The sequence below is a fragment of the Aliikangiella marina genome (assembly GCF_007004765.1).
Lineage (GTDB): Bacteria > Pseudomonadota > Gammaproteobacteria > Enterobacterales > Kangiellaceae > Aliikangiella > Aliikangiella marina.
The window spans coordinates 821,841-845,826 of the sequence record NZ_VIKR01000002.1 but is presented as its reverse complement, the minus strand read 5'-3'; the positions used below and the strand labels follow the sequence as shown (position 1 = coordinate 845,826).

The 23,986-nt window shown below is 41.9% G+C and carries 15 protein-coding genes; 4 read left to right on the top strand and 11 right to left on the bottom strand.

What is annotated here, in order from left to right:
- Positions 1-211: 211 nt before the first annotated feature.
- Both FLL45_RS10025 and FLL45_RS10020 read left to right on the top strand, forming a co-directional pair.
- A complete protein-coding gene (locus tag FLL45_RS10025) occupies positions 212-1,396 on the top strand; it encodes an aminotransferase class V-fold PLP-dependent enzyme (RefSeq protein WP_142941879.1) in 1,185 nt (394 codons plus the stop codon).
- Positions 1,397-1,542: 146 nt separating this feature from the next.
- Positions 1,543-2,502 carry a DMT family transporter gene (locus FLL45_RS10020; protein WP_142941878.1) on the top strand — a complete coding sequence of 320 codons (960 nt, stop codon included), beginning with the start codon at positions 1,543-1,545 and terminating at the stop codon, positions 2,500-2,502.
- Positions 2,503-2,614: 112 nt separating this feature from the next.
- Here FLL45_RS10020 and FLL45_RS10015 read toward each other — a convergent pair whose 3' ends face one another.
- The 5 genes from FLL45_RS10015 to FLL45_RS09995 all read right to left on the bottom strand — a co-directional run bounded on the left by FLL45_RS10015 (position 2,615) and on the right by FLL45_RS09995 (position 7,539).
- Complete coding sequence (locus tag FLL45_RS10015; protein ID WP_142941877.1) at positions 2,615-2,839, bottom strand: DUF6316 family protein; 225 nt, start codon at positions 2,837-2,839, stop codon at positions 2,615-2,617.
- A 700-nt stretch (positions 2,840-3,539) separates the two neighbouring features.
- Positions 3,540-4,556: a DsbA family protein gene (locus FLL45_RS10010; protein WP_142941876.1), complete on the bottom strand. Its 1,017-nt coding sequence runs from the start codon at positions 4,554-4,556 to the stop codon at positions 3,540-3,542.
- Between the two features lie 336 nt (positions 4,557-4,892).
- Positions 4,893-5,729: a response regulator gene (locus FLL45_RS10005; RefSeq protein ID WP_142941875.1), complete on the bottom strand. Its 837-nt coding sequence runs from the start codon at positions 5,727-5,729 to the stop codon at positions 4,893-4,895.
- A 184-nt stretch (positions 5,730-5,913) separates the two neighbouring features.
- Complete coding sequence (locus FLL45_RS10000; RefSeq protein WP_142941874.1) at positions 5,914-6,357, bottom strand: GNAT family N-acetyltransferase; 444 nt, start codon at positions 6,355-6,357, stop codon at positions 5,914-5,916.
- Positions 6,358-6,618: 261 nt separating this feature from the next.
- Positions 6,619-7,539, bottom strand: a complete 921-nt coding sequence (locus FLL45_RS09995; RefSeq protein ID WP_142941873.1) for a MerR family transcriptional regulator — start codon at positions 7,537-7,539, stop codon at positions 6,619-6,621.
- Between the two features lie 527 nt (positions 7,540-8,066).
- Between FLL45_RS09995 and FLL45_RS09990 the strand changes: the two genes are divergently transcribed.
- Positions 8,067-9,317: a DUF418 domain-containing protein gene (locus tag FLL45_RS09990; RefSeq protein ID WP_142941872.1), complete on the top strand. Its 1,251-nt coding sequence runs from the start codon at positions 8,067-8,069 to the stop codon at positions 9,315-9,317.
- Positions 9,318-9,379: 62 nt separating this feature from the next.
- On the opposite strand, the gene FLL45_RS09985 is transcribed toward FLL45_RS09990, so the two are convergent.
- Both FLL45_RS09985 and ppsA read right to left on the bottom strand, forming a co-directional pair.
- Complete coding sequence (locus FLL45_RS09985) at positions 9,380-13,939, bottom strand: hybrid sensor histidine kinase/response regulator (RefSeq protein ID WP_142941871.1); 4,560 nt, start codon at positions 13,937-13,939, stop codon at positions 9,380-9,382.
- A 230-nt stretch (positions 13,940-14,169) separates the two neighbouring features.
- Positions 14,170-16,548 (bottom strand): phosphoenolpyruvate synthase, encoded by a 2,379-nt coding sequence (gene ppsA / locus FLL45_RS09980; RefSeq protein WP_142941870.1) that lies wholly within the window; start codon positions 16,546-16,548, stop codon positions 14,170-14,172.
- 152 nt (positions 16,549-16,700) lie between these two features.
- Between ppsA and ppsR the strand changes: the two genes are divergently transcribed.
- Positions 16,701-17,519, top strand: coding sequence for a posphoenolpyruvate synthetase regulatory kinase/phosphorylase PpsR (ppsR, locus tag FLL45_RS09975; protein ID WP_142941869.1), 819 nt, complete (start codon positions 16,701-16,703; stop codon positions 17,517-17,519).
- 3 nt (positions 17,520-17,522) lie between these two features.
- On the opposite strand, the gene FLL45_RS09970 is transcribed toward ppsR, so the two are convergent.
- From FLL45_RS09970 to FLL45_RS23005, 4 genes are all read right to left on the bottom strand, one after another.
- The gene (locus FLL45_RS09970) at positions 17,523-19,871 is read right to left on the bottom strand and encodes a response regulator (RefSeq protein ID WP_142941868.1); all 2,349 of its coding nucleotides are present in this window, start codon (positions 19,869-19,871) and stop codon (positions 17,523-17,525) included.
- A 303-nt stretch (positions 19,872-20,174) separates the two neighbouring features.
- A complete protein-coding gene (locus FLL45_RS09965; protein WP_142941867.1) occupies positions 20,175-20,990 on the bottom strand; it encodes a DUF4097 family beta strand repeat-containing protein in 816 nt (271 codons plus the stop codon).
- Positions 20,991-21,395: 405 nt separating this feature from the next.
- On the bottom strand, positions 21,396-22,259 hold the full coding sequence (locus tag FLL45_RS09960) for an MBL fold metallo-hydrolase (protein WP_142941866.1): 864 nt from the start codon (positions 22,257-22,259) through the stop codon (positions 21,396-21,398).
- Positions 22,237-23,958 (bottom strand): Na+/H+ antiporter NhaC family protein, encoded by a 1,722-nt coding sequence (locus tag FLL45_RS23005; protein ID WP_246075805.1) that lies wholly within the window; start codon positions 23,956-23,958, stop codon positions 22,237-22,239. The genes FLL45_RS09960 and FLL45_RS23005 overlap by 23 nt, the downstream gene beginning before the upstream one ends.
- Positions 23,959-23,986 lie beyond the last annotated feature (28 nt).

Genomic DNA, 23,986 nt, shown 5'->3' with positions numbered 1-23,986 from the left:
GTATCTACTTTACTTGGTTAAAATGAACCGCGGAATTGTACCTTGTAAACCGCTGCAAAACTACCGCTAATCCATATTGCTAGCCTCTATTTATGGGGACAAAAGCCCAAATCACAACAACTAACCGGCATTTTTATAGAATTTTGCCATTCTCGGTCGAGTTGATTACAGTTAGCTAGCAATTGACCTAATCATATTGAGACCGGAGATAATGAGCGAATCACCATGGCGTAAGGATTTTCCTGCACTGAGTAACAAACAACTGAGTTATCTTGATTCCGCTTCAAGTTGCCAAACACCTCAAATCGTCATTAATGCTATTCACGATTATCTAACCAATGGGCATGGAAATCCTCACCGAGGCATGTACTCATTTAGTGAAAATGCCGAAAAACTCGTGAGTCAGTGTCGGGCTGCCGTTGCGAATTTGGTGAACGCTTCACCAGAGCAGGTAGCGCTGACCAAGAGCACCACCGAGTCTCTCAACTTAGTTGCTCATGGCTTGAAAAATAATATCAAAGACGACCAAACGATCGTTGTCACCCAAACCGAACATCATGCCAATTTACTACCTTGGCAGCGGCTAAGCCATTTAACAGGCGCCAAACTTATTATGATTCCAATCGATGAGCGCGGAGAAATTAGTCAGAGCTGGCTCAATGAGTCTACTTTTAAACATTGCGCGGTACTCGCCTGCAGCCATGTTAGCAATCTAACTGGAGTGACTAACCCAATCGAACGAATGATTAAACTGGCAAAATCACAGGGCGCCATTACTGTGGTAGACGGTGCACAGTCTATCGCCCACCAGCAAATCGATTTTAGCGCGATTGATTGTGATTATTTTGCTTTTTCTGGTCACAAAATCTACGGCCCACCCGGTATCGGCTGCTTGATCACTAAACACCCAGAATATATCGAACCACTCACGCTTGGCGGAGGGATTGTCAACCGAGTCACTAACCATGAATATTATCTTACCGATAGAATCGAAAGACTCGAAGCTGGTAGCATCAATATGTTAGGCGTTGCCGGCTTGGTTGCCTCGCTCGATTATTTTGCTGCAATAGACAGAGAGCAACTGCAAAACCATGAACATGGGCTACTGCAACAAGCCAGAAAAATCATTGACGCTGAAAATTTCAAAGAAATATCCCACCCACATAGCGGCAACATTCTTACAATTGCCAGTGACACCTTTCATTCACATGATGTTGCTTCAGTTTGTGCCGAAAATAACGTCGCAGTAAGAGCAGGACACCACTGCGCTCAACCTTTCCTTAATGCATTGGGGTTTAAACATTGTGTACGAATTTCCTTTGGCATTTACAATGATGAGTCGGATATCATTCGTTTACAAAAAGCATTGAGCCAAGTCGCACAATTTTTAGCCTAGCCGATGCAGCAACGCTGACTCATAGATTTTGTCCATATCATTTATTGCTAATTCATATCCGAAGATGAGAAGGTGGCTTGCTAGTCTAATTTACCGTAACATCCTGCTACCTTGCTGCTTCCAATGATCGTATCGGCCACCCGTTAATGACTTATTCAAACCATCAATTTAAATTGGGATTAATCTTCATATCGACTGCAGTAATTTTCTGGGGCGTTTTGCCAGTAGCATTAAAGGTTTCCGGTGGGTTTATCGATGCAATTTCACTGACCTGGGTCAGATTTTTGATCGCCTTAGTCTTCAGCCTGGTGAGTCAATGGCTGGTGGGACAACTGGGACAATTTAAACTGTTAACGTTTAAGCAATGGGCTATCTTATCGATCGCTGGCGTTTTTCTTATCACAAATTACGTCACTTTCGTTTGGAGCCTCGATTACTTGGGTCCCGGAGAAGCACAACTCAATTTCCAAACAGCCCCATTTTACTTGGCTTTAGGCGGGCTAATATTTTTTAAAGAGCGTATTTCCGGGATACAAGCAATCTTTTTTAGTTTTCTCGCTTTCGGCCTTTTATTGTTTTTTCACAAAAACATCACCGGCATCGGGTATTCCACAAACATTATTTGGGGAATCATATTCGTTCAACTGTCTTCATTTTGTTGGTGTGTATACGCACTGATGCAAAAGTGGCTTAACCAAGTGTTATCGCCAGCCAACATCCTTTTATTCATCTTTGCGTTAGGTGTGATCATATTATTTCCTCAATCGCGATTAACAGAATTACATCGATACAGTTTCGAGCAATATTCAATATTACTTTTTTGTTCCATTAATACCATCATCGCTTACGGTTGCTTTGCTCAGTCAATGAAATATTGGCGTGCGGTAGAAGTCAGCGCGATGATTGCATTAACACCAATAGCAAGCTTTGCTACTGCCATGCTTGCAGCTTATATGGGATGGTGGCCAGAGATAATCACCTTTCCAGCAATCGACTTAGTAAGTTGTTTAGGTATTGTATTGGTGGTCACGAGCGCAGCTTGCGTCCAGATCTGGAATCGTCAACCCGTTAAAACACAGCAAGATGAAAAGTCCGACATCAAATAATATCAAACTGATGGTCAATAGTGGATGGCGACCCACACAATAACAGACTTCACAACTAGCGATTGGACGCTGACTCTCAACCACTAATTATTGATTCAGTCGCTGAAGCCGGTTAAGAGTTTAATTGGAAATTTCTAGGATCGAGTTCTGCTTCTATCTGAAGCACTTTGATAAAGGTACAAAGGTCATTTTCGGCCGCATCTCTGGTTGCAAACGGGCCATTCATTTTACCACCGCGGATTTTGTAAAAAAAACCACGACCGTTGGTTATGATTCGGTTACTTTTCGAAAAAGTCGCGTTTAGCGGGTCACTTTTTCGATATAATGCACGACTCACTTTAAAAATCCTTTTATTTCGTTACTCGTATATCATAGCGATCTTTGCCCCCAATTGGCATGGCAAATATCTCTTTAGCTTGTAAGTTATTTCTCACAAATCAAAGCATCGTCTGACTTTGATTCATTTCTTTATAAGTTTATTAATCAAGTTTTTCAAGTGGCAATTTGCACACTTTTTATTGATAAACCTTGGATTTGGGTTAAACAAGCAATATTAATGTCATTCGATGAATTGCCCACGAAAACCGCTATTTCAGCGATTTTGTCAGCTTTTCAACCGAATGACCGATTCGAGCCTATCAGTCAGTTCAAACAAGCTATTTTTTCTTTAAATACAATCGGTTATACAAGAAATCGGAAGGTACAAATTGTTTCGTGGACTGCTTGGAGATTTCAATGCTTAGCGAACCACAAATATTTACCTTTTAATCTCATATCCGAATGGTTTTAAAGGTCGCTTCAGTGACTGATAAAAACTGTAAATTTTCGTAATGGGCGAGTTTTGATAACACGCTGCAGCAAACTAGAATAGTAAGGAAATATTTTTCAGATAACACCGTTCGTCAAGCAAAACAGTCGACTGTCAAACTTTACTGAGTGATGATTCAGGTGCAATGATTTCGATGCAATGATTTTACTCTTCAAAGGCGAGTCGCTTTTAATTAAACAAAAAGCGACATCGCCTGACGAGGTCTGCCTCATTTGGCTCGTAGCTCCTCTTCGATTTTCTCAATAAACACTTCAATAGGTTGAGCACCTTTGATCATGCGACCATTGACGAAGAAGACTGGTGTTGAGGAAACGCCAACTCGCATTCCTTCTGCTATGTCAGATTGGACTTTTGCCGCATATTTTCCACTCGATAGGCAGGTATTGAACTGTTCATAATCGAGACCAATTTTTTTGGCCTTGTCCTTTAAAGCGCCGACCGACAAATTCTTAATGTTTGCAAACATTTCATCATGGAGCTTCCAAAACATTTCATTACTCTGCATTTTTGCACAAACTCCGGCCTCTGCAGCTTTTTGAGCATTTGGGTGAAAGTTTAACGGAAAATGCTTGTAAGCAATTTTGATTCTATCGCCGTAACGCTGATTGAGTGAACGGATAACGTCCGTTGCTTTTGCACAATAAGGACATTCAAAGTCCGAAAACTCCACGATCTCTACTTTTGCATCTTTGCCACCTAAATAAGGCGCGTCGCCAGCCTTAACATCAAATCTTGGTTCTCTCGGTTTTGCCAAACTAATTTGCACGTCGTACTTATTCGCTTGTTCGAAAAACCACGCGTCAATTTGACGCATATAATCTTGACTTTCTAAGTATTGTTTTACTTCTGCTTTTAAGGCGTTATTTATTTTTGACTCGTCGATATTTCTTTGCATGATAAAGTTCATGACATCAAAATCGGTAATGTTTTTAGGTTTTACCACAAACAACGCGATAAACTCGTTTTCATCCATACCTTTACTTCTGGGATCAAGTTTAACCAGCTTAGAGATTAAAGCCTGCTTTAAAAGCCCCATGCGAATTTGATAAATTTTTTGCTCTGCCTCATAAATCTCCATTTGATTACCACCTTGGAGCATTTCCAAGGTAATTTTTTCACCATTTATCGTCGCAATGCTTTCCTCATGCGCAACTACCGAAGAGGTAACAAATAAACAAATGGCCAGTCCAAATGAGACAAGCAGCTTAAATGAATGCAATTTCACTGATTACTCCAGATTCAAGGTCTTTCAAATTCGGTTTCTAACAAGGGATGAAAACTCCGTCTGCACGATACTAGTAATGACCGGCTGATTCAACAAATTGTTTCAATCTTTGCTAGACCATTTTTGATGCGTTGCAGATTGTCTCAGCCTGGGTAGGTTGATTGCGGTTCACGCTCGAGACTATTGATAACCTATTGAAAATTAGTAAGGAAATTAAACTTAAGATTAAGTTAAGGATTGTTTCTTGTTTATTTTTGGGGACCATGTCGATGCGCTTTGCCACTTAGGCAAAGGCGCTAACCAGTCTGTCAGGGTAATAGAATGTGAGCTATATGCTTAATTAAATTGTCCAACATACTCAGAAATCAAGGCCCGTTTCTGCGGATCTTCGTCCATAAAAAATACTTTGAGTATCGCCAAGTTGCTATCGGGACGCTCTTCATTACTTTTTAGCATTTGTACGAAACCATTCATCCGAACAATCTTTTGCTCATCTCGGCGACTAAATTCTAAGTCCAAGGAGACTTGTTCTAACAAAGTCGGCATAAAAGTACTTGCCTTGAATACTCCGAGCATACTTTTGAGGTCGAGTTGTTTCAGCGCGCATTTGATTTCGCCACTCGATGTTCTAACAATTGCCGCACCTTTTGGCAACGGCTTTTTGGGTAGATTTTTAACCGGCGATTCATTCGCTTTCGGCACTGCGGAAGAGTGTGCCGTTAACACAGCCAGCGAATCCCCTCCTCTGCCCGTTGGTGGTTTACTCAACAATGCACTCTCAGGAACCTGAATTCCATGCTTCTTGAAAGCTCGGTGAATTTTTTCTAAAAATTGTTTATTGTTAAATGGTTTAACTAAATAGTCGCTAACTTTTGCTTCGATGGCCTTTATCACAAACTCTTTATCACCCCGACTGGTCACCATGATGAACGGCGTATCAAGCATATTTTCTTGGGTTCTTACCCAACGCAGTAATTCTTCTCCACTCATCTCTGGCATTTCCCAGTCACATAAAATAAGGTCGACAGGTTGCCTTTTGAGGAGCGTCATTCCGGCTTGCCCGTTCACAGCGTCAAAAATTTTTGCCTCAGGAAAATTCTGACGTACAAATTTTTTGATCAAATCTCTGATCATAGTTGCATCATCGATCACAGCAATTTTTAAAACGGCCATAGCAGTCCTATACAAACAGTTGGTCAGGGCGAGGGACTGCCTCAAGTTTTTATGTCAATCCCTCGATAAGGCGCGCAAATACACCTTTCTAGCTATGAGTGTAGTCGATTATTGACTATTTCGCGTAGAACAACGACCCGATCAGACTGGCACAATTGACCGCCAATACTCATTTGCCAATCACTTACAAGTCCTTTTTAAAACAGACGATTTTATCAACCTCAAGATAACCAAGATTTTTATGCGCTGAGATACTCACCTGATTACTTGTCTCTGTATCACTGGCTATCTGTCGATATCCACAAGAAACAGCCCAGGATTCTGCATTCGCCACAAGCATCGCCCCAATTCCTTTTCTACGATAGCCAGCATCGACATACCAACCTTCAATGTATGGAATCGAGCCTTGCAAGCATCCCTCGGCATAACTTCTAATGCTCAATTCGAGAAACCCTACCAAAGTGCCAGGTTCCTTTTCAGCGACAAAAACACGTGAATGATTATCCGAAGATTGCTCAAAATATTGGGTAATCTCATCCGGATTGTCTTCCACTGAATTTGGCCAAAGATTATTTCGCATCCGTAACCACTCTTTGACGTCAGAGGACTTAACACTTCTCACTAGCATGCGCTGCTCCAAAGTAAATTTCTTGCTGGTTAATATTACGCCGGTTTTTAGAATATTTAAAAACGTATATCAACTGCAATGTCCTTTAAGAAATTATCCATGTTGTCAACGGTATTTAGATAGGAAACAACATTGCGATTGCTGCTTCAAATATCACGATAAGCGACAAGTTAGAGTTATTCTAGAGGGTTATTAGTAAGTTAAAAAAAAGGCCTTCTTGTGAAGGCCTAAGAGGGGATTAAACTTTTTGGAGGTAAAATGTTATAAATCGATCCCATCGAGCTCAGCAACATCCCACACCAGTTGGGTTAAGTTGCCTTGGATCTCTTGCAACTTTTGGTTGATGTGTTGGTGAACCGCCGCATCTTTAGGCGACAGAATCTCACAATTCTTAGTATAAGTAATAAACTCATCCAATTTCGTGTAAACGTCAGCCAAATGGTTGGGGCATTCGCAATAAACGTCACTCTTATGGTCAAGCAGCTTACCTACCTGAATTTTATTCAATGACGATTTGGGCTGCGCATTACTCTCGACTTCAAACCTTTCTGGACGCAACGTCTCTTTCACGATATCAAGATCGAATCCCTCATCGATCGTTTCAATATGCGAATCAGACAGTCGCTTGGCGATCTCCGAAGGTAGTGGCGTTTCGCTGAACACGATTAATGGTAGCTGGCGTTTAAACCCAAGCTTAATGGTGTAGATCAATTCCTCGATCTCAGCGTCGACTTTGTTGAATGAAAGCACCACGCCGTTAACGATCGCACTCTCGCTTTCTACAAGGTCGGCCAAATCAATCAATTCGTCGAACACTTGATAACGGATATTGGTTCTTGACTGGAACACGAGGTGTGATAATTTCTTGCCATAAATCAGCACTCTGCGCTTTTTAGACTGGCTACTGCCGCCTTCGCTAGGTGATGATTCGTTCGATTTGAGCTGTGCAAGTTCATTGATTGACAGATGAGCAACGTCAGAAATCTTATATCCAAGTTTAAGCACACTCTTTATCATCTTTAGCTTTTCGATTTCGCCAGCTGGGTATTCTCTGCGTCCCGAGGCGTTACGTTGAGCAAGATTTAAATCATAGCGCTTTTCCCAAGCTCTCAGCGTGTGAGTTGAGACACCAATGATACGCGCTACCGTTCCGATGGAAAAACTTTGATTGTCAGATAACATAACCGATACACCTATTGCTTGTTGTATCTATAGTTACGTCGTTTGTCTAAAAGTGGATCATCGTTCAAATCAAGAAAAAATCGCTTATAACCCTTATAAAACAAGGGGATATTCAAAATCGGCCAAAATTTCAGTTTTTCTGTCTAAGATTCTGGCAACTTTTGTATCAACTTGCTGCAGGTAGACACGATTGATACAAAATCATTGAATCAATCAAAACGCTCATTCACAGCAGAATAGTCTCGTGAAAACACGACTAATAATTAGACAAGAAATTGTTGGAAGCCACTGTTTTCAATCAATTTATGGTCATCCTCTCGCTCCCTTAGCGAATCTTAGTTGTTAACGAAAAACAAATAATGTCTTCAACGTTATTCTGTTTATTGCGATTTATTACGATCAACACTAAATGGATACTTACATCTTGTATAACATTTTGTATAACATTACCTTTAAGATGACAATTTGATCATTTATAACAGCTAACCGACTCGAAATAACAATTTTAATAAAAAGGAAACAAAAATATGGAAGAAGCTCGGCAACCATCGTATCCGCAATCTTCAGCGAGTGATTTTGTGGCCCCAATTACAAGTAGCGAAAGAATGGTCTCACTCGACCTTATTCGCGGCATCGCTATCTTGGGTATTCTCATCATGAATATTCAGTCCTTTGGGAATTTATTCGCCACTTATTTTAATCCAACAATCAATGGCGACTTTAGTGGGTTAAACCAAATCACTTGGTTTATCACTCACATTTTCTTTGAGCAAAAATTTTATACGATTTTCTCAATGCTATTCGGCGCAGGAATTGTTGTCATGGCAGAGAAGGCTTCAGCTAAGGGACTGTCCGCTGCCAAGTACCATTATCGCCGAAGCGTCTTGTTAATCCTTTTTGGATTGCTCCATGGCTATTTGATTTGGTACGGCGACATTTTAAATATTTACGGTTTGTTTGCGCTGATTGTATTTTTAATGTGGAAGAAGTCTCCGCGCTTTCAAATTGTATCAGGCCTAGTGCTTATACTTCTGCTGAGCGGTTTCATGCTGCTGGGTTATCTTGCTATGCCCGCAGAAGATGCAGCTCAGATGCAATCACTGTTTATTCCAAGCGAAGAAGTGATTGCTAAAGAAATTGCCGCTTATCAGGGTACTTGGTCTGAGAGTTTTGCCCAACGCATTGAAGCAATGGCTCACATGTTCTCTTTTATCGGATTTGGTATTTTCCGAATTACTGGCTGTATGCTGTTGGGTATGGCATTTTACAAACTCGGTATATTCAGTGCACAGCGCTCCAAACAATTCTATTGGAAGCTCATCTATTGGTGTCTTCTACCAGGGTTAGCAATGGCGACCTACAGTGCCTATGCGCTCAACCAAAGTGGTTTTTTAGACGCCAAGACAGTGCAAATGAAGTTAGCACAATACAATTATCTAGGAAGTCTGTTAATGGCAATCGGGTACATTGGCATGTTCAACTTATTTTTCTTAAGTGAAGGATTTAAGAAACTCAAGCAGCGACTGCAAGCAGTCGGACAAATGGCGTTTACGAATTACATTACACAATCGCTTATATGTACCAGCTTGTTTTATGGCTTTGGTCTGGGTTTGTTTAGTATGCTAAGTCGTTTTGAAATGGTTTTGGTGGCTATATTGGTTCTCGCCCTGCAAATGGTCTGGTCACCCTGGTGGCTGAAAAAATTTCGATTTGGGCCGTTAGAATGGTTGTGGCGATCTTTGACTTATTTTAAGCTTCAACCGATGAAACGTCATTAAGTGGCTTCAGTACAACTAGACACAGTCTGACCATTGCTCGGTCTGTTTTCACGCCACTTAACTTAATTTTGAGTGGCGTGCGCGTCTAGATAATCTTCAAGCTGGTGACACACAGCAACTAGCGTGTACAAGCAGTTTTCAATCCCCTTGTGATCAACGACGCCCTCATTGTTTACCTGATGTTCGATTGCCTCACATAAGCGTTTTAAAGGCATCGCCCCAATGGAGTCAGCTAATCCTTTCAATGTATGAAAAAAGCGGCCTAACGTTTCTTGAGATTCGACTTCGAGTAGCTTTTCTAAAGTACCAAGCGAACGATACTGTTGAACAAACATTTCTAGAACTTCGATAAATAATTGACGATTTCCATCCAAACTCTGTAACCCTCGATCAAAGTCGACCAATCGCTCACTATCGGGAGTTTCAATATCACGATTCAACATTAACTCCTCTTCGCTCATGGTATTAACTAGTTCTCTGAGTAAATTAGAGAGCATTCCCATAAGTGGCTTTTCATCTTTAAGCAGCCAAGACTGAATACATTGGTAAAGCGCATCAGGTTTGATTGGCTTGGAAAGATAGTCATCCATGCCAGCTTGTAAACATTTTTCCCGGTCGCCCACCATAGCGTGAGCGGTCATAGCCACGATAGGCTGCTCAACAACAAGCTGTTGTTCTCTGATAATTTTAGTTGCTGAGGGACCATCAAGTACTGGCATTTGAATATCCATAAATACCATATCATAACGTTGCTGTTTGAGTTTTTCGATTGCTTGTCGACCATTATCCGCACAATCGACTTTAATTCCCAATGAGCTAATCAGCTCGCTAGCAACTTGCTGATTGATCGCGTTATCCTCTACCACGAGAATATGTTTTGAGGCCAGCTTGGCCAATAATCGATGTCGTTCTTCATCACTTAAATCAACATCGGAAACTTTGGGTTTTCTAATCTCAAGACTGTTTAGTAACCCGTCATGTAACTCAGAGGGCGTAACCGGCTTTTCGATAATCGTATCGAAAATATTATAATCACTGGATGTGATGTGGGTGGACATAGCGGTCATTAACAATACATGTGTCTTGTCACTCGCTATCGTTTGACGCAGGTACGCACCGATGTCAGAAAACTCGGCGCCAGGTAGTGTCGCATCTACCATGATTAAATTAAATTGTTCAAAATCGATTTTACTAAGCCGCAATTGTCTTGGGCTGATATCTGATGCTAAATAAGGCATTGCTTGAATGCCAAAAGATTCAAGCATTCTTATCAAGGTAACTAAAGTTTCTGGATTATCTTCGATGACCAATACATTCAGTTGCTGCAAAAATGGTTTTTTATCTTGATATAAAACATCCGCCTGTAAATCATAATCAAGCATCAAGTTAAAACTGAAAACGGTGCCTCTTCCCAATGAGCTTGAAACATTGATCTCGCCCCCCATCAAATTGACGAGATCTCGACTAAGAGACAACCCCAATCCGGTACCACCATAGCGCCGAGTTGTGGTCATATCCGCTTGGGTAAAAGGCGTAAAAATTTTACTTATTTGTGCTTGAGTTAGTCCGATCCCTGTATCAATTACCGAGGCTTTAATCTCTACTTTCCCTTTGGATTTAACTCGCTTATCAAAATGCAGTTCGATAAAACCTTCATCGGTAAATTTGATCGCATTACTCACTAAATTGATTAGCACTTGTCTGACACGGAGTTGATCACCCAGCAGTTTAAAATCAATCGTTTCTAAATTAGACACAATGACTTCTAAACCTTTTTCATTCGCTTTCGGAGAGATAACGTTAACGACTTCTCGAACCACTTCCTCAAGATAAAAAGGTTTGTACTCTAGCTCTAGTTTGTTGGCCTCTATTTTAGAGTAATCCAAGATATCATCGATTATTCTGAGTAAAGCATTGGATGAACTCTGAATTTTATTAAGATAATCTCGCAACTTGGCATCCATCGACATTCCCAACGCGAGTCCACTCAAACCAATGATGGCATTCATGGGTGTGCGAATTTCATGGGACATATTGGCGAGAAACATGGATTTAAGTTCATTTGATTTAACCGCATAATCCATTTCAAGTTTAGCAATTTTCGACGCTTGATTAAGCTCATCAGCTTTAATTTTTTGTCGATAAAATAACAGTAGCAATCCCAGGGAAACTAATACATAGATTGTTTTCGCCCACCAGCTTAACCAGGGTGCAGCGAATACTTCTATTTCGATAGACGCTTTTTCTTTACTCCAAGTGCCATCTTGATTACTTGCAACTACTTCAAACACATAGGTGCCTGGATCAAGGTTAGTGTAAGTTGCGCGTCGATTATTGGCGTCAGTCTCGAGCCAGTTATCATTAAAACCTTTTAAATGGTAGCGATACTGATTGAAATCTGGCGCTGAGAAGTGAAGCCCTGAAAACTCAAATGAAAAGACATTTTGTTTGTGAGTCAAAGATATTTTATCGGTGACAACAATACTTTTAGTTAATGGCGAAGTCGGAGAAACCGCTTTAATAGTTTGCTCTTGATTGAATAACATCAATTTAGTAATCACCGGCTTGGGTGGTATTAAATCGTCGACAATTTCTGAAGGCAGAAATTCGGTTAATCCTGAGCTACTGCCAAAGAAAATACTTCCATTTTTCGCATGATGCTTCGCTCTAATAAAGTATCCTTGATCGATAACGCCCCTAACTGCGGAGAAGTGCTTAAATTCACTTCTATCAGCACTGAGTGAACTTACTCCATCGATAGTACTTATCCACAATACTTGCTGATCATCCTCAACGATTCCTCCAATTGCACCAATCGACTTTTGGTCATCATCAATGAGCTCGAAAGTCAGCGTTTCAAATGGCGAATCGCCTTCACCCAAGTGAACTTTACACAACCCTACCGCAGTCGCGATCCAATATTGTCGGTTCGCGTCTTTCAGAACGCCATTAATATTATTTCCGCACAATGAGCCGTCAAATTTACTATTTCGATAATAGGCAATGACTTGATTCAACGATGGATTATATAAATACAATCCATCGCCTTCGGTACCAACCCAAAGTCGTTGATCATTTTCGTAAAACAAATAGCCAATATGACTACTCAAAACCGATGCACCTTCACCGATGATCTGGGGAAAACGAGTAATGGTACCGGTGCTCTTCTGCAACAAGTTGACACCACCCCCTCGAGTCCCTATCCAAAGCTGATCGACTTCGCCATCAACAGTAAACAGTACCTGGTCAATTGCCAGACTATTATCATTGTCTTTAATGTTCCTAAATACATTGCTTACACCTGTTTTTATGTCATAGCGAAACAAACCATTTTTATCGGTTGCAATCCACAGAACATCGTCCGGATCGACCTGAACACCATTAATCCTTCCGGTTTTTTCTGCCGATATCTCGGGCGGACTTAACGTCTCGCCAGTTTGACGATTAAACTTGATAGCCCCTCTATCCCAAGCCGCCAACCAGATGTTGCCTGAACTATCTTCGGATATATCTCTGATGACCTGTAATGCATCATTAGCTTCGCCCCGTGCCCTTAAATGCTTATGGAACTGACTGGACTTAAAATCGATTTTATTAACCCCTCCGTTCCAAGTGCCAACCCAAAAAACGCCACTAAAATCTAGCATCAATGAAACCACTTCATTCTCATTAATATTGGAGCTTAAAGAGTCTTCAACGCGGTAGTTTCTCTTGCTGTGGTTATCAATATCGTACTTAAATAGCCCCGCATCGACCGTTCCAAACCAGAGCGTCGTTGGCGCCTCTTTGAGTATGGTGCTTACCGTGCTTCTGCCAACCTCATCGAAATCAAAATACTGATTGGCAGTTAAACTATCTTGATTAACCGTGAACAACCCAGCGTCCTCTGACCCAACCCATATCGTGCCTGAATTATCGGAATAGAGCGCTGTAATGCTGTTAGGTTTAATCGACTCTTGCTGCTTATTCTCAAATCTAATCGGCTTTAAGGTTTTTGAGGTTGTGTTGTACTGCATCAGCCCACCCACCCCATTCGAGCGAATTAATCGTGCATCTCCACTCGCTATCCATAAGTTATCAACCTCATCCAGCATCAAATCTGTTACGAATGGGTTGAATACCAAACCATCCAATTGCGCTAGTTGGGAATCGCTGTCTAGGTTGAGACGGCGCATGGTGAGATTCTTCAAGTCGACACTGGCAATACCGCCGCCACCGGTTCCGACCCAGAGTGTTCCAGACGAGTCTTCAGCTAACGCTGTTACCCGACCATGAGGTAACGAGCTTTCATCATCTACATCATGAGTAAAGCGAGTGAACGTCTCGGTATCGTAGTCGAATAAATTTAAGCCACCGCGTGTTCCCACCCAAAGTCGGTCGAAAGAGTCAATATGCAAGCTTAGGACGAAGCTATTCGATAGCGAGGATGGGTCATCTTGGACAAATTTATAATTTCTAAACTCGTAGCCATCGTAACGGTTAACGCCTTGCTGCGTCGCTAACCAAACGAAACCTTTGCTGTCTTGGACCATGTCAAAGACCGTCGCTTGCGATAACCCTTGCGCAGATCCTAAATGGGTAAATTCAATTCGTTGGAAGGAATGACCGGCGTTGCTCGGCATTGGACAGGACAACACTAAAACGAGACACCACCACGCAATAATACGGTGTATCTGGTCCTTATAAAATGTCAGTTCCGAAGCCTTGATAAACCTGTCCCCAATCTCAATTCAAAGCCATGAAGAGTTAGTTTTTATCAAGTTTTAGTATAGCTCAAGAATTAAACTATCGAGATATTCATAAAAAAGGGGCGGAAAAACCGCCCCTTTTGGTTATTTCATCGATTAAACCATTATTCCGCAGTTTTATTTGCCAAAAATAACCACGTTTCCAAGACTGAATCAGGATTAAGAGAGACCGAATCTATCCCCTCCTCCATCAACCATTTGGCCAAATCGGGATGATCTGAAGGACCCTGACCACAAATTCCGATGTATTTATTCGCTTTACGACAGGCTTGTATCGCCATGCTCAATAACTTCTTAACGGCCTCATTACGTTCATCAAAAAGGTGGGAGATTATGCCAGAGTCGCGATCTAGCCCGAGTGTCAACTGAGTGAGGTCATTTGAACCGATTGAAAAGCCATCAAAATGTTCAAGGAACTCATCTGCCAACAACGCGTTAGACGGTAACTCACACATCATGATAACTCTTAAGCCGTTTTCTCCGCGCACAAGACCATTTTTCGCGAGAAGTTTGATAACTTGCGCTGCTTCGTCAACGGTTCGTACAAATGGGATCATCACCTCAACGTTAGTCAGCCCCATTGTTTCTCTGACATGCTTAATCGCGCGACATTCGAGTTCAAAACAAGCTTCAAATTCCTCTGATATGTAACGCGAGGCACCTCTAAACCCAAGCATCGGATTTTCTTCCTCGGGCTCATACAAATGGCCGCCAACGAGGTTAGCGTATTCATTCGATTTAAAGTCTGACATTCTGACAATAACTTTCTCAGGAGAAAAAGCTGCGCCCAAGGTTGAGATCCCTTCTGCCAATTTATCAACATAAAAGCTAACCGGATCACTATATCCAGCCATATATTCAGAGATTGTTGCTTTAAGATCGTCATCTTCGAGTTGATCAAACTCTAACAATGCTCTCGGATGCACGCCTATCATTCGATTAATAATAAACTCTAATCTAGCCAGGCCGATTCCAAAATGGGGTAAACGCGCAAAGTCGAAAGCACGGTCAGGATTACCCACGTTCATCATTATTTTGAATGGTAATTCTGGCATATCACTGATTTCACTGTTATTGACAGAGAATTCCAATAAACCATCATAAATATTGCCGGTATCACCTTCCGAGCAAGATACAGTTACTGCCTGTCCTTGACCAATTTTGCTCGTCGCATCACCGCAGCCTACGACTGCCGGAATGCCTAACTCTCGAGCAATGATCGCCGCATGACAAGTTCGTCCACCACGATTGGTGACAATCGCAGAAGCACGCTTCATGATCGGCTCCCAGTCAGGATCTGTCATATCAGTGACCAAAACATCACCTTCTTTAACTTGCGCCATCTCTGATAAATCAGAAATCACTTTTGCCGTGCCTTTACCGATTTTTTGACCGATAGCACGGCCCTCTGCGACCACTGTGGAAGTCTCAGCAAGCACATACCTCTCGATGACTCTACTATCATCACGACTACGCACCGTCTCTGGGCGAGCTTGAACGATATACAACTGTCCATCAGCGCCATCTTTAGCCCACTCTATATCCATCGGTCTTTGGTAATGTTTTTCGATAATCATTGCTTGCTTGGCTAACTCAGCCACTTCGTCCGACGAAATACAAAATTGTTGTCGCTGCTGCATATCGACTTCGACAGTTTCTACTGATTTACCGTGGGCATCGTCATCGGTATATATCATTTTTATTGCTTTGCCACCGAGTGTCTTTCTGACAATTGCCGGGTTCCCGGCGTTAAGCGTGGGTTTATGAACATAAAATTCATCGGGGTTTACCGCTCCTTGAACAACAGTTTCCCCTAGACCATAAGCCCCGGTAATAAACACAACATCGTCGAATCCTGACTCAGTATCAATCGTAAACATAACCCCGGATGCGGCAATATCACTGCGGACCATCTTTTGAACCCCGGCACTCAAAGCGACTTCAGCATGCTCAAAGCCTTGATGAACCCGATAAGAAATGGCACGGTCATTAAATAATGAAGCAAATACTTCTTTAAGGGCCAATTTGACGTTTTCCCAGCCTCTCACATTCAGAAAGGTCTCTTGTTGACCAGCGAAAGAAGCATCGGGTAAATCTTCCGCGGTCGCTGATGAGCGAACGGCAACCGCAAACTCATCATTCGCATCACCCTTCAAGGTTAAGTAAGCCTTTTCGATTTCTGCCTCTAACTCGGGTTGGAATGGTGTATCAATAACCCACTGGCGGATTTTCTTGCCAACTTCGGCTAGTTTTTCGACATCATCGACATCAAGTTCTGCGAGTTCGGCTTGGATTTTGTCATGTAGACCACTTTGCGCCATGAAATCTCTAAAAGTTGACGCCGTTGTCGCAAATCCATTTGGGACACTCACCCCCATGTTGCTTAGATTGCTGATCATTTCGCCAAGAGAAGCATTCTTCCCTCCGACTCGATCAACATCGTTCATTCCTAGACCGTCGTACCAAAGCACATGTTCTTGCACAGCTATTTACTCCTGATTTGGGTTTTGTATTCTTTTCGGCTTTGGTTGTCGCGCCAAAGCCTTAAAAATGTCGCTAAATTTGCCGATATTCTTCCAGCATGTTTAAATTCGGCTATTAGAAAAGTCGTTATTCTACTGCAAGGCGCCAAAATATGAAACGGAAGGTGTTTTTTATCTCAGATCGAACGGGTATAACTGCCGAAATGTTCGGCCAATCTCTCTTATCCCAGTTCGAAGCGGTTGATTTTGAGGAATTGACCATTCCCTTTATCGACACTGTCGAAAAAGCGGAGGAAGCCTGTCGAATGATCAGCAAAGCAGAAGAAGAGACTCAGCTAAGACCGATCGTTTTTGACACTATCGTCACACCCGAAATACGCGCGAAAATTCAATCCAGTGGCGCTTTAGTACTCGATTTTTTTCATACCTTTATCGGTCCTCTCGAAACTGAGCTCGGTGAATCTTCAAGTTTCCGAGTGGGTAAAACCCATTCTTTGAGCAATGAGCAAGCTTACGATCATCGGATTGAGGCGGTTAACTTTGCGTTAAACAATGACGACGGCGTAACAACGCGCCATTATGCAAGTGCAGACGTCATTTTGGTCGGTGTATCGCGATGCGGAAAAACGCCGACATCGCTTTATATGGCAATGCAATTTGGTGTCAAAGCAGCTAACTACCCGTTTACCGAGGATGATATGGAAAAGCTGCGTCTGCCTCCCGAGCTAAAAAAGTTTAAAAACAAAATCTTTGGACTCACGATAAACGCTGCAAGGCTTCACGAAATTAGAACGGAAAGACGTGCTAATTCTCGATACGCCTCATTAAAACAGTGTCAATACGAATTGAGAGAAGTCGAATCGTTATATCGAAGAGAAAAAATCCCTTTCATCAATACAACAAGTCGCTCGGTTGAAGAGCTTTCGGCAAAAATATTAGCGGCGACAGGGATAAAAAGAAACGTATTTTAAAAATTAAGTCTCCCCAGACGACTCCGACTGAGAAGATGATTGATGCGCCCAGTATTTAACTTTTTCGATCAAAGTATCAGCTTTAACTGGTTTAGTTAGGTAATCATTCATCCCCGCATCGATGCACCTTTCGTGATCCTCTTTCATCGCGTTAGCTGTTAATGCAATAATTGGAATATCATTAAGCGACAGTCCACTGTCTCTTATCTTCTGAGTCGCCTCAATACCATCGAGTTCTGGCATCTGCATGTCCATTAATACAACGTCGAAAGATGTATGACTCAGCGCATCAACTGCTTTCTGGCCGTTGTCGACAAGCGTGACCTCTGCATCGATTTTTTTGAGAATGCCTTCGACAACCTTTTGATTAATAATATTATCCTCTGCAACTAATAACTTGATGGGCGAGTCATCTATCGATTTTTCAGCGGGCTGTCCATCTGCGCGCTGATTTTCACCTATCCCTTCAACCGCAGAACTATGATTATTGGTAACACTTAAATCGAGAGCTGTCACAATCTTGTTTTTAATATCAGAGCTAATCAACGGTCTTTTAAGCGATAAATCGATTCCAAGGTTATCAACTTCTTGTTGCGAATATTGATGTTCCGAAGAAATGAGTACTTTATAGTTAAATTGCCTCAAAAACTTTCTGGTTGCAGTGATATCCAGTGCATCAAGCAATACATCCTCAATGATCAATACATCATTTTGACTCGGCTCCTCGAGATAGGTCACTAGCTGCTCCTGAGAGGTAACTAGTTCGCAAACAGCACCGTCTTGAGTGAGCCAATTGGAACAAAAGCGGGCACTATTAATCTGTGAATCGGTAATTAACACTTTTATTCCTTTCAGTGGCAATGAATTGGAACGATTCGGCAGCGATGAGCTTTTTTTCATCGGCAGTGAAAACCAAAAACTGCTACCACAACCTGGCTCACTCTCACAGCCGATACTTCCCTTCATCAGGTTAACTAGGCGTTTACTGATCGCCAAGCCTAACCCGGTACCGCCATAATTGATAGCCGTTTGGCGACTTGCTTGTTTGAATGGAGAAAACAGTTTTTGCTCTACATCTTTCGAAAACCCGATCCCTGTATCTTTTATTTCAACCCGAAAGTTATCTACCCCGTCAACAACACTACAATTTAGATTTAATCTTATCTCGCCTTTCTCGGTAAATTTAAGTGCATTACTCAGTAGGTTCAAAATAACCTGACTAATCCGCCCTTCATCGGCATTAACTCGATAGTCCTTTTGTTCATCAAAGAAAAATAATAAATCAATATTTTTCTCCTGTGCCATCGGCGTCATCATTTTCAACAGCCGTTCGCAAGTGTCTTTTAAATTAAACGGACTATTAACCAGCACCATTTTGCCAGCTTCAACTTTCGAAAAATCAAGAATATCATCGATGATGGTAAGCAACGCCTCTGAGGAAGTTTTCGCAGTTTCAGCGTACTCGCGTTGCTCATGGTTAAGCGGGCTCTCTAACAATAAATTTGTCATGCCTATTACGCCATTCATTGGCGTTCGAATCTCGTGACTCATCATCGCTAAGAATTTCGATTTCGCTTCGCTTGCTTCTTCTGCTTTTCTTTTTTCTATCGCGAGCTGCTTGGTTCGCTGTTGAACCCTCTGTTCTAAAGACTCTCGCTCGTAGTTGAGCGATTCTTTAATTTCATTTTGATAGAAAAGCATTTGGTTATATGCACTGACTACAGTGCCTAATTCGTCGTTGTTTACTTTTTCTGCAGGGTGCGGTGAGCGAGAGCTTTTCATTTTATTGATAGAGGCAAGCAGTTTATTCAATGGGTCACCCACCGAATATTTAAAGCCGATTGTTACTCCCCAAGTGATTACCAGTAATACCAAAACAATTTGCACGGCCGTTTGTAAGATATCGTTAAGTATTTCCTGTTCTAACTGGTCTGTGTGAAACTCCAGCAATAACTCACCAATCTTTAATTGCTCATTGTTACGCAACACGAAGATAGGCTGTTCTACTTTTATCAAGCTAGAAGATTCAGGTTTACTGGCGCCAATTTCGGCAATCAGCACACCTTCTTCATCGACCACCGACGCATGTTGAAACTCAGGAAATACCTCGAAGCCTTTAAGAATATTGTCGATCTGCGATTCATTCCATTTCCAAATCGCATCGCTCAAAACATGACTTTGACTACTGGCAAGATTTTGTTGTTTGACTTTTAACTTGCTCAACGAAGTTTGAAAGTCTATAAATTTGAAAATACCAAAAAGTACGATAATGGCGATAAAAGTCACTGGCAACAGTCTCACTAGAAGACGATCGCGTACACTCAGATAACTTTTTTGAGACCGCTTAGTCATTTACCGCTCGTTTTGCATCACTCAGCCAATTCCTTTTGTTTGATTGTTCAACCCAATTATTCCATAGGAAGTCTAGTATAATGTTCAGCGTTTTGGGCCTACTTAGTGCGCTAATAAGTTCTTGTCTGCACTGAAAAATTATTTATTCTGATTAATTATAAGCCGAAATATTAAATCTGCCATGATAGTTGCTTAATTTCCCGAATCGGAAAGCAAATTGCCGTTTACTGTGATAAGCAATAAACGGCAATTTAAATGAATTAAGTTATTGTTTTTTATAAACAAAAATCGAGATAACGATGATTAATCCGTCGAAATATCGCCTTTGACATCTTTTATCGATAATCCGCCAGAACCAGACTCTAGCACGGTGAGCCCATTCTCTAGTTGCTTAACCCGAATATCGCCGGACCCATCGTCAATAGTCACATGACCCACAGCATTAATCACCGTAAGATCACCAGAACCATCTTCAATGCTCACTTTCCCCGAGACATCTTTAAGGTTAATTTCGCCCGAACCATCATCTATTTCTGTATCGGCGCCGACTTGGCTGATATCCAGATCGCCAGAGCCATCGTCTATTCGTAAGCTACCACCGATATTAGTCAATTCCACACTACCCGAACCGTCTTTGAGTTCGACGTCTCCAGCCAGATTACTTGCTTCGATATCGCCAGAACCATCTTTTATCCAAACCGATTCTTTGATGTCAGTAATTTTAATAAACCCCGACCCATCATCAATATCTAATTGTAAATTATCAGGTGTTTTAACAGTCAGATCGATACGCGGACTATCTCCCGCCCAACTCGACCAATTCTTGGTGTTAGCATCGGCGACCAAAATCGCGCGGTTACCACTTCGTTCAAGACTCAATTTGTAATACTCTTGGTCGACAACAATTACAGCTGTGACCTCAATATCTGTGCGCCCTGCTTCACCCTCGACTTTTAAAAACCCGGCACTTGCCTCGATATCTAGACGCTCTAAATCACTTGCCTCCAGCTTCAGCGTTTCAGTAGCTTCATAGTTAATACTATCGGCACGAACAGTTATACAGCCGCTTAAAACGAGTCCCGTCATGGATGCAAGGATCAATTTTTTAGAATCTAGCATGAGCTTTTCCTTTTGGTTTTGTTAGTTTCATTAAAACTTAATGCGATTGAGTTACCTTAGTCAGCAATTCTTGTGCCACGTAACATATAGCGCTTTATCTTGTGTTGGACGCAGTTCAGCGGCAAATGGTTGGTATTCTTGACCAAAAATTTGTCAAAAATCGTTATAAAGATGAATGAAGAGCAAAAAAAAAGCCATCTAAAATAGATGGCTCAACTTTATCGGAGATTCTGACTTAAAGTTCGATGGGGTCGTTCTTTAAGTTCATCCGATTGCCTAACTAACAACCGAAGGGGAGTTACATTCTCTATAATCTATGACTCACCGAATATGGATTAGTTCAGGATATTATTAAAAAAAACCAAATAAATTATTTTTTCCTTATTTTTCAGTTAGATAAACCAATTAATCACTGTATGCCTTAAGCTTTTCTTGCCCATTTTCTACATAAAATTTGTTTTTTTCATTCTTAGCTAAGGTTCCCAGCGCAATTTTCGCATCGTGGGTAAAGAATAGCCTTCCATGTCGAGCCAGCAAATCGGCCAACAAAGCGGCTTTTTCATCAATCAATTTTTCTGGATAGCGGTCGTAGCCCATTGTAATTGGCAAATGAACCCATGCAGAGCCGGGAATAAGGTCGGCACAAAACACGACGGGCCCCGAAGGCATTGCAATTTCAGTGAGCATCATCCCTGGCGTGTGGCCATGGCTTAAATGGAACCGGTAGTCAGGGCCTAAAACTTCATGAGTCTCGCCTTCTACCAGGTACACCTCCTCTCTTTCCTGTAATAAAGCCTGCAGCGCAGGAACAAATGAGGCTCGATCCCTTGAATGAGGTTGATTAGCGCGATCCCAGGCTTGTTTGCCAATCACAATTTTTGCATTGGGAAAGAGAAGGCTCGGTTCCTGCCCTTGCTGCCACTCGCTCAATAGTCCGCCTGCATGATCAAAATGAAGGTGTGACAACACAACGACATCGATATCTTCGTGAGTCAAACCATGCTCTGCGAGAGATTCTAGGAGCACGTGTTGCGGCTCAACGATACCAAAACGCTCTTTTAGTTTAGGCTCAAAAAAAGCCCCGATCCCGACTTCTAGCAATATGTTCCGATCTTTTTCTTTGATGAGAAGCGCACGACAAGTCAGGTCAATTCGATTCAGCTCGTCCACCTCAACCCAGTTTTGCCACATCGCCTTGGGCGCATTTCCAAACATCGCGCCGCCATCAAGTTTCTGTGAGTTACCATTAATTGAGAATAGTTGCTTCACTTTTTTCTCCCACCGCAGACTCTGGATCTAAATCGGAATCATCCATTTTTTCAATTTTGAAGTTTGTAATGCCGTAAATGATCGAAATAATCGGGTTAACTAAATTAAAAAAGCAGAAAGGTAAATACACGAATGTCGACACACCTAAAGTACCCGCCATAAATGCTCCGCAGGTATTCCATGGGATTAATGGCGAGGTAATAGTCGCTGAGTCTTCTAAAACGCGAGAAAGGTTTTTAGGGTGAAGCCGACGACGTTTAAATTCAGCACGATACATTCGCCCCGGTAAAACAATGGAAATATATTGATCGGCTGCAATAATATTTACCCCAATGCAGGTGGTGATAACAGTTACCACTAATGAGCCGGTTCCCTTAACGAGCGTTAAAGCCGATGTGACCAATCGTTGCAGCAAACCGACAGTTTCTAGAACTGCGCCAAATACCATGGCACAAAGAATTAACCAGACCGTTGGATTAAGCATACTTTCCATGCCACCACGCGATAACAATGAGTCAACATTTTCATCCCCAGTACTTGCGCTAAACCCGCTGGCCATTGCTCGCCAAACAGAATCAATGGCATTCACGATGTAACTGCGGCGATACACTTCAACGTCGATCGTTTCACCATTATGCTGAACCGAAATCACTTTTTCATCGATACCGGAATCTAAGCTAATCTCAGCAGACAGAGCATCTTTGGGTACAGTCATTAAATCAACTGATATCGCGCCTGTCGCTAATCCATTTTCAATCGATAAATCCGTTATCGAGCATTTATCGATTGCTAACACTTGGCTGTCTGCGACACACTGCAACCTTGAGTCCCCTGCAAACTTTTCCGTGGAGGCTGATTGAAAAACGACCGCAAATAAACCGCCTAATAACGCGCCCACAAATAACGTTGGAAATGCCGGCATTTTCTTGTAGGCCAAAAACAAAACCACGAACAAGGGAATTAGCGATAAGAGCGACACTGAAAAATTAGATTCAATAACAGTCAGTGTTGCGGCTAAACTATCTGAACTTGTGGAGGTTGACTCTGTTAAACCGACAATCGCAAATAAAATTACGGCGATAAGAATACTCGGTCCGGTAGTCCACGCCATATGTCGGATATGCGTAAATAAATCAGTGCCTGTTATTGCCGGCGCGAGATTAGTCGTATCAGACAAAGGCGACATTTTGTCACCAAAATAAGCACCAGAAATTATTGCCCCCGCTGTAATCGCCGGAGAAAGCCCTAAGCCAACAGCGATACCGATAAGTGCGATACCAATAGTACCGGCAGTCGTCCATGAGCTACCAATGCTGATTGAGACCAACGCGCAAATAACACAGGCTGCCGCATAAAAAATACTTGGATCAAGTATTTGTAATCCGTAATAAATCATTGTCGGCACGGTACCCGCAAGAATCCATGTACCAATTAATGAGCCAACCATCAACAAAATTAAAATCGCACCAAGTGCCATGGAAATGCCTTTTACAATTCCGGCCTCCATTTCTTTCCAGGTAAAACCATTTTTATATCCGACTATTAACGCGATACCGGCTGAGATTAACAGCGCTATTTGGTTTGCACCATAAGAAGAGTTATCTTGATACAGATAAACCGAAGTGGCCAACATCAAAATTAGCGAACTTACTGGTATTAGTGCGTCAAGTAAACTTGGTGGTTTGGTGTTATTACTCATTAATGACTGACCTTATCGTTTTTAATTT

Bases quoted from the DNA above. Each gene is read 5' to 3' on its own strand.
- FLL45_RS23005 (WP_246075805.1), bottom strand. From the start codon at position 23,958: ATGAGTAATAACACCAAACCACCAAGTTTACTTGACGCACTAATACCA.
- FLL45_RS09970 (WP_142941868.1), bottom strand. From the start codon at position 19,871: ATGACTAAGCGGTCTCAAAAAAGTTATCTGAGTGTACGCGATCGTCTT.
- FLL45_RS10025 (WP_142941879.1), top strand. From the start codon at position 212: ATGAGCGAATCACCATGGCGTAAGGATTTTCCTGCACTGAGTAACAAA.
- FLL45_RS10005 (WP_142941875.1), bottom strand. From the start codon at position 5,729: ATGGCCGTTTTAAAAATTGCTGTGATCGATGATGCAACTATGATCAGA.
- FLL45_RS10020 (WP_142941878.1), top strand. From the start codon at position 1,543: ATGACTTATTCAAACCATCAATTTAAATTGGGATTAATCTTCATATCG.
- ppsR (WP_142941869.1), top strand. From the start codon at position 16,701: ATGAAACGGAAGGTGTTTTTTATCTCAGATCGAACGGGTATAACTGCC.
- FLL45_RS09985 (WP_142941871.1), bottom strand. From the start codon at position 13,939: ATGCCGAGCAACGCCGGTCATTCCTTCCAACGAATTGAATTTACCCAT.
- FLL45_RS09990 (WP_142941872.1), top strand. From the start codon at position 8,067: ATGGAAGAAGCTCGGCAACCATCGTATCCGCAATCTTCAGCGAGTGAT.
- FLL45_RS10000 (WP_142941874.1), bottom strand. From the start codon at position 6,357: ATGCTAGTGAGAAGTGTTAAGTCCTCTGACGTCAAAGAGTGGTTACGG.
- FLL45_RS09995 (WP_142941873.1), bottom strand. From the start codon at position 7,539: ATGTTATCTGACAATCAAAGTTTTTCCATCGGAACGGTAGCGCGTATC.
- FLL45_RS09965 (WP_142941867.1), bottom strand. From the start codon at position 20,990: ATGCTAGATTCTAAAAAATTGATCCTTGCATCCATGACGGGACTCGTT.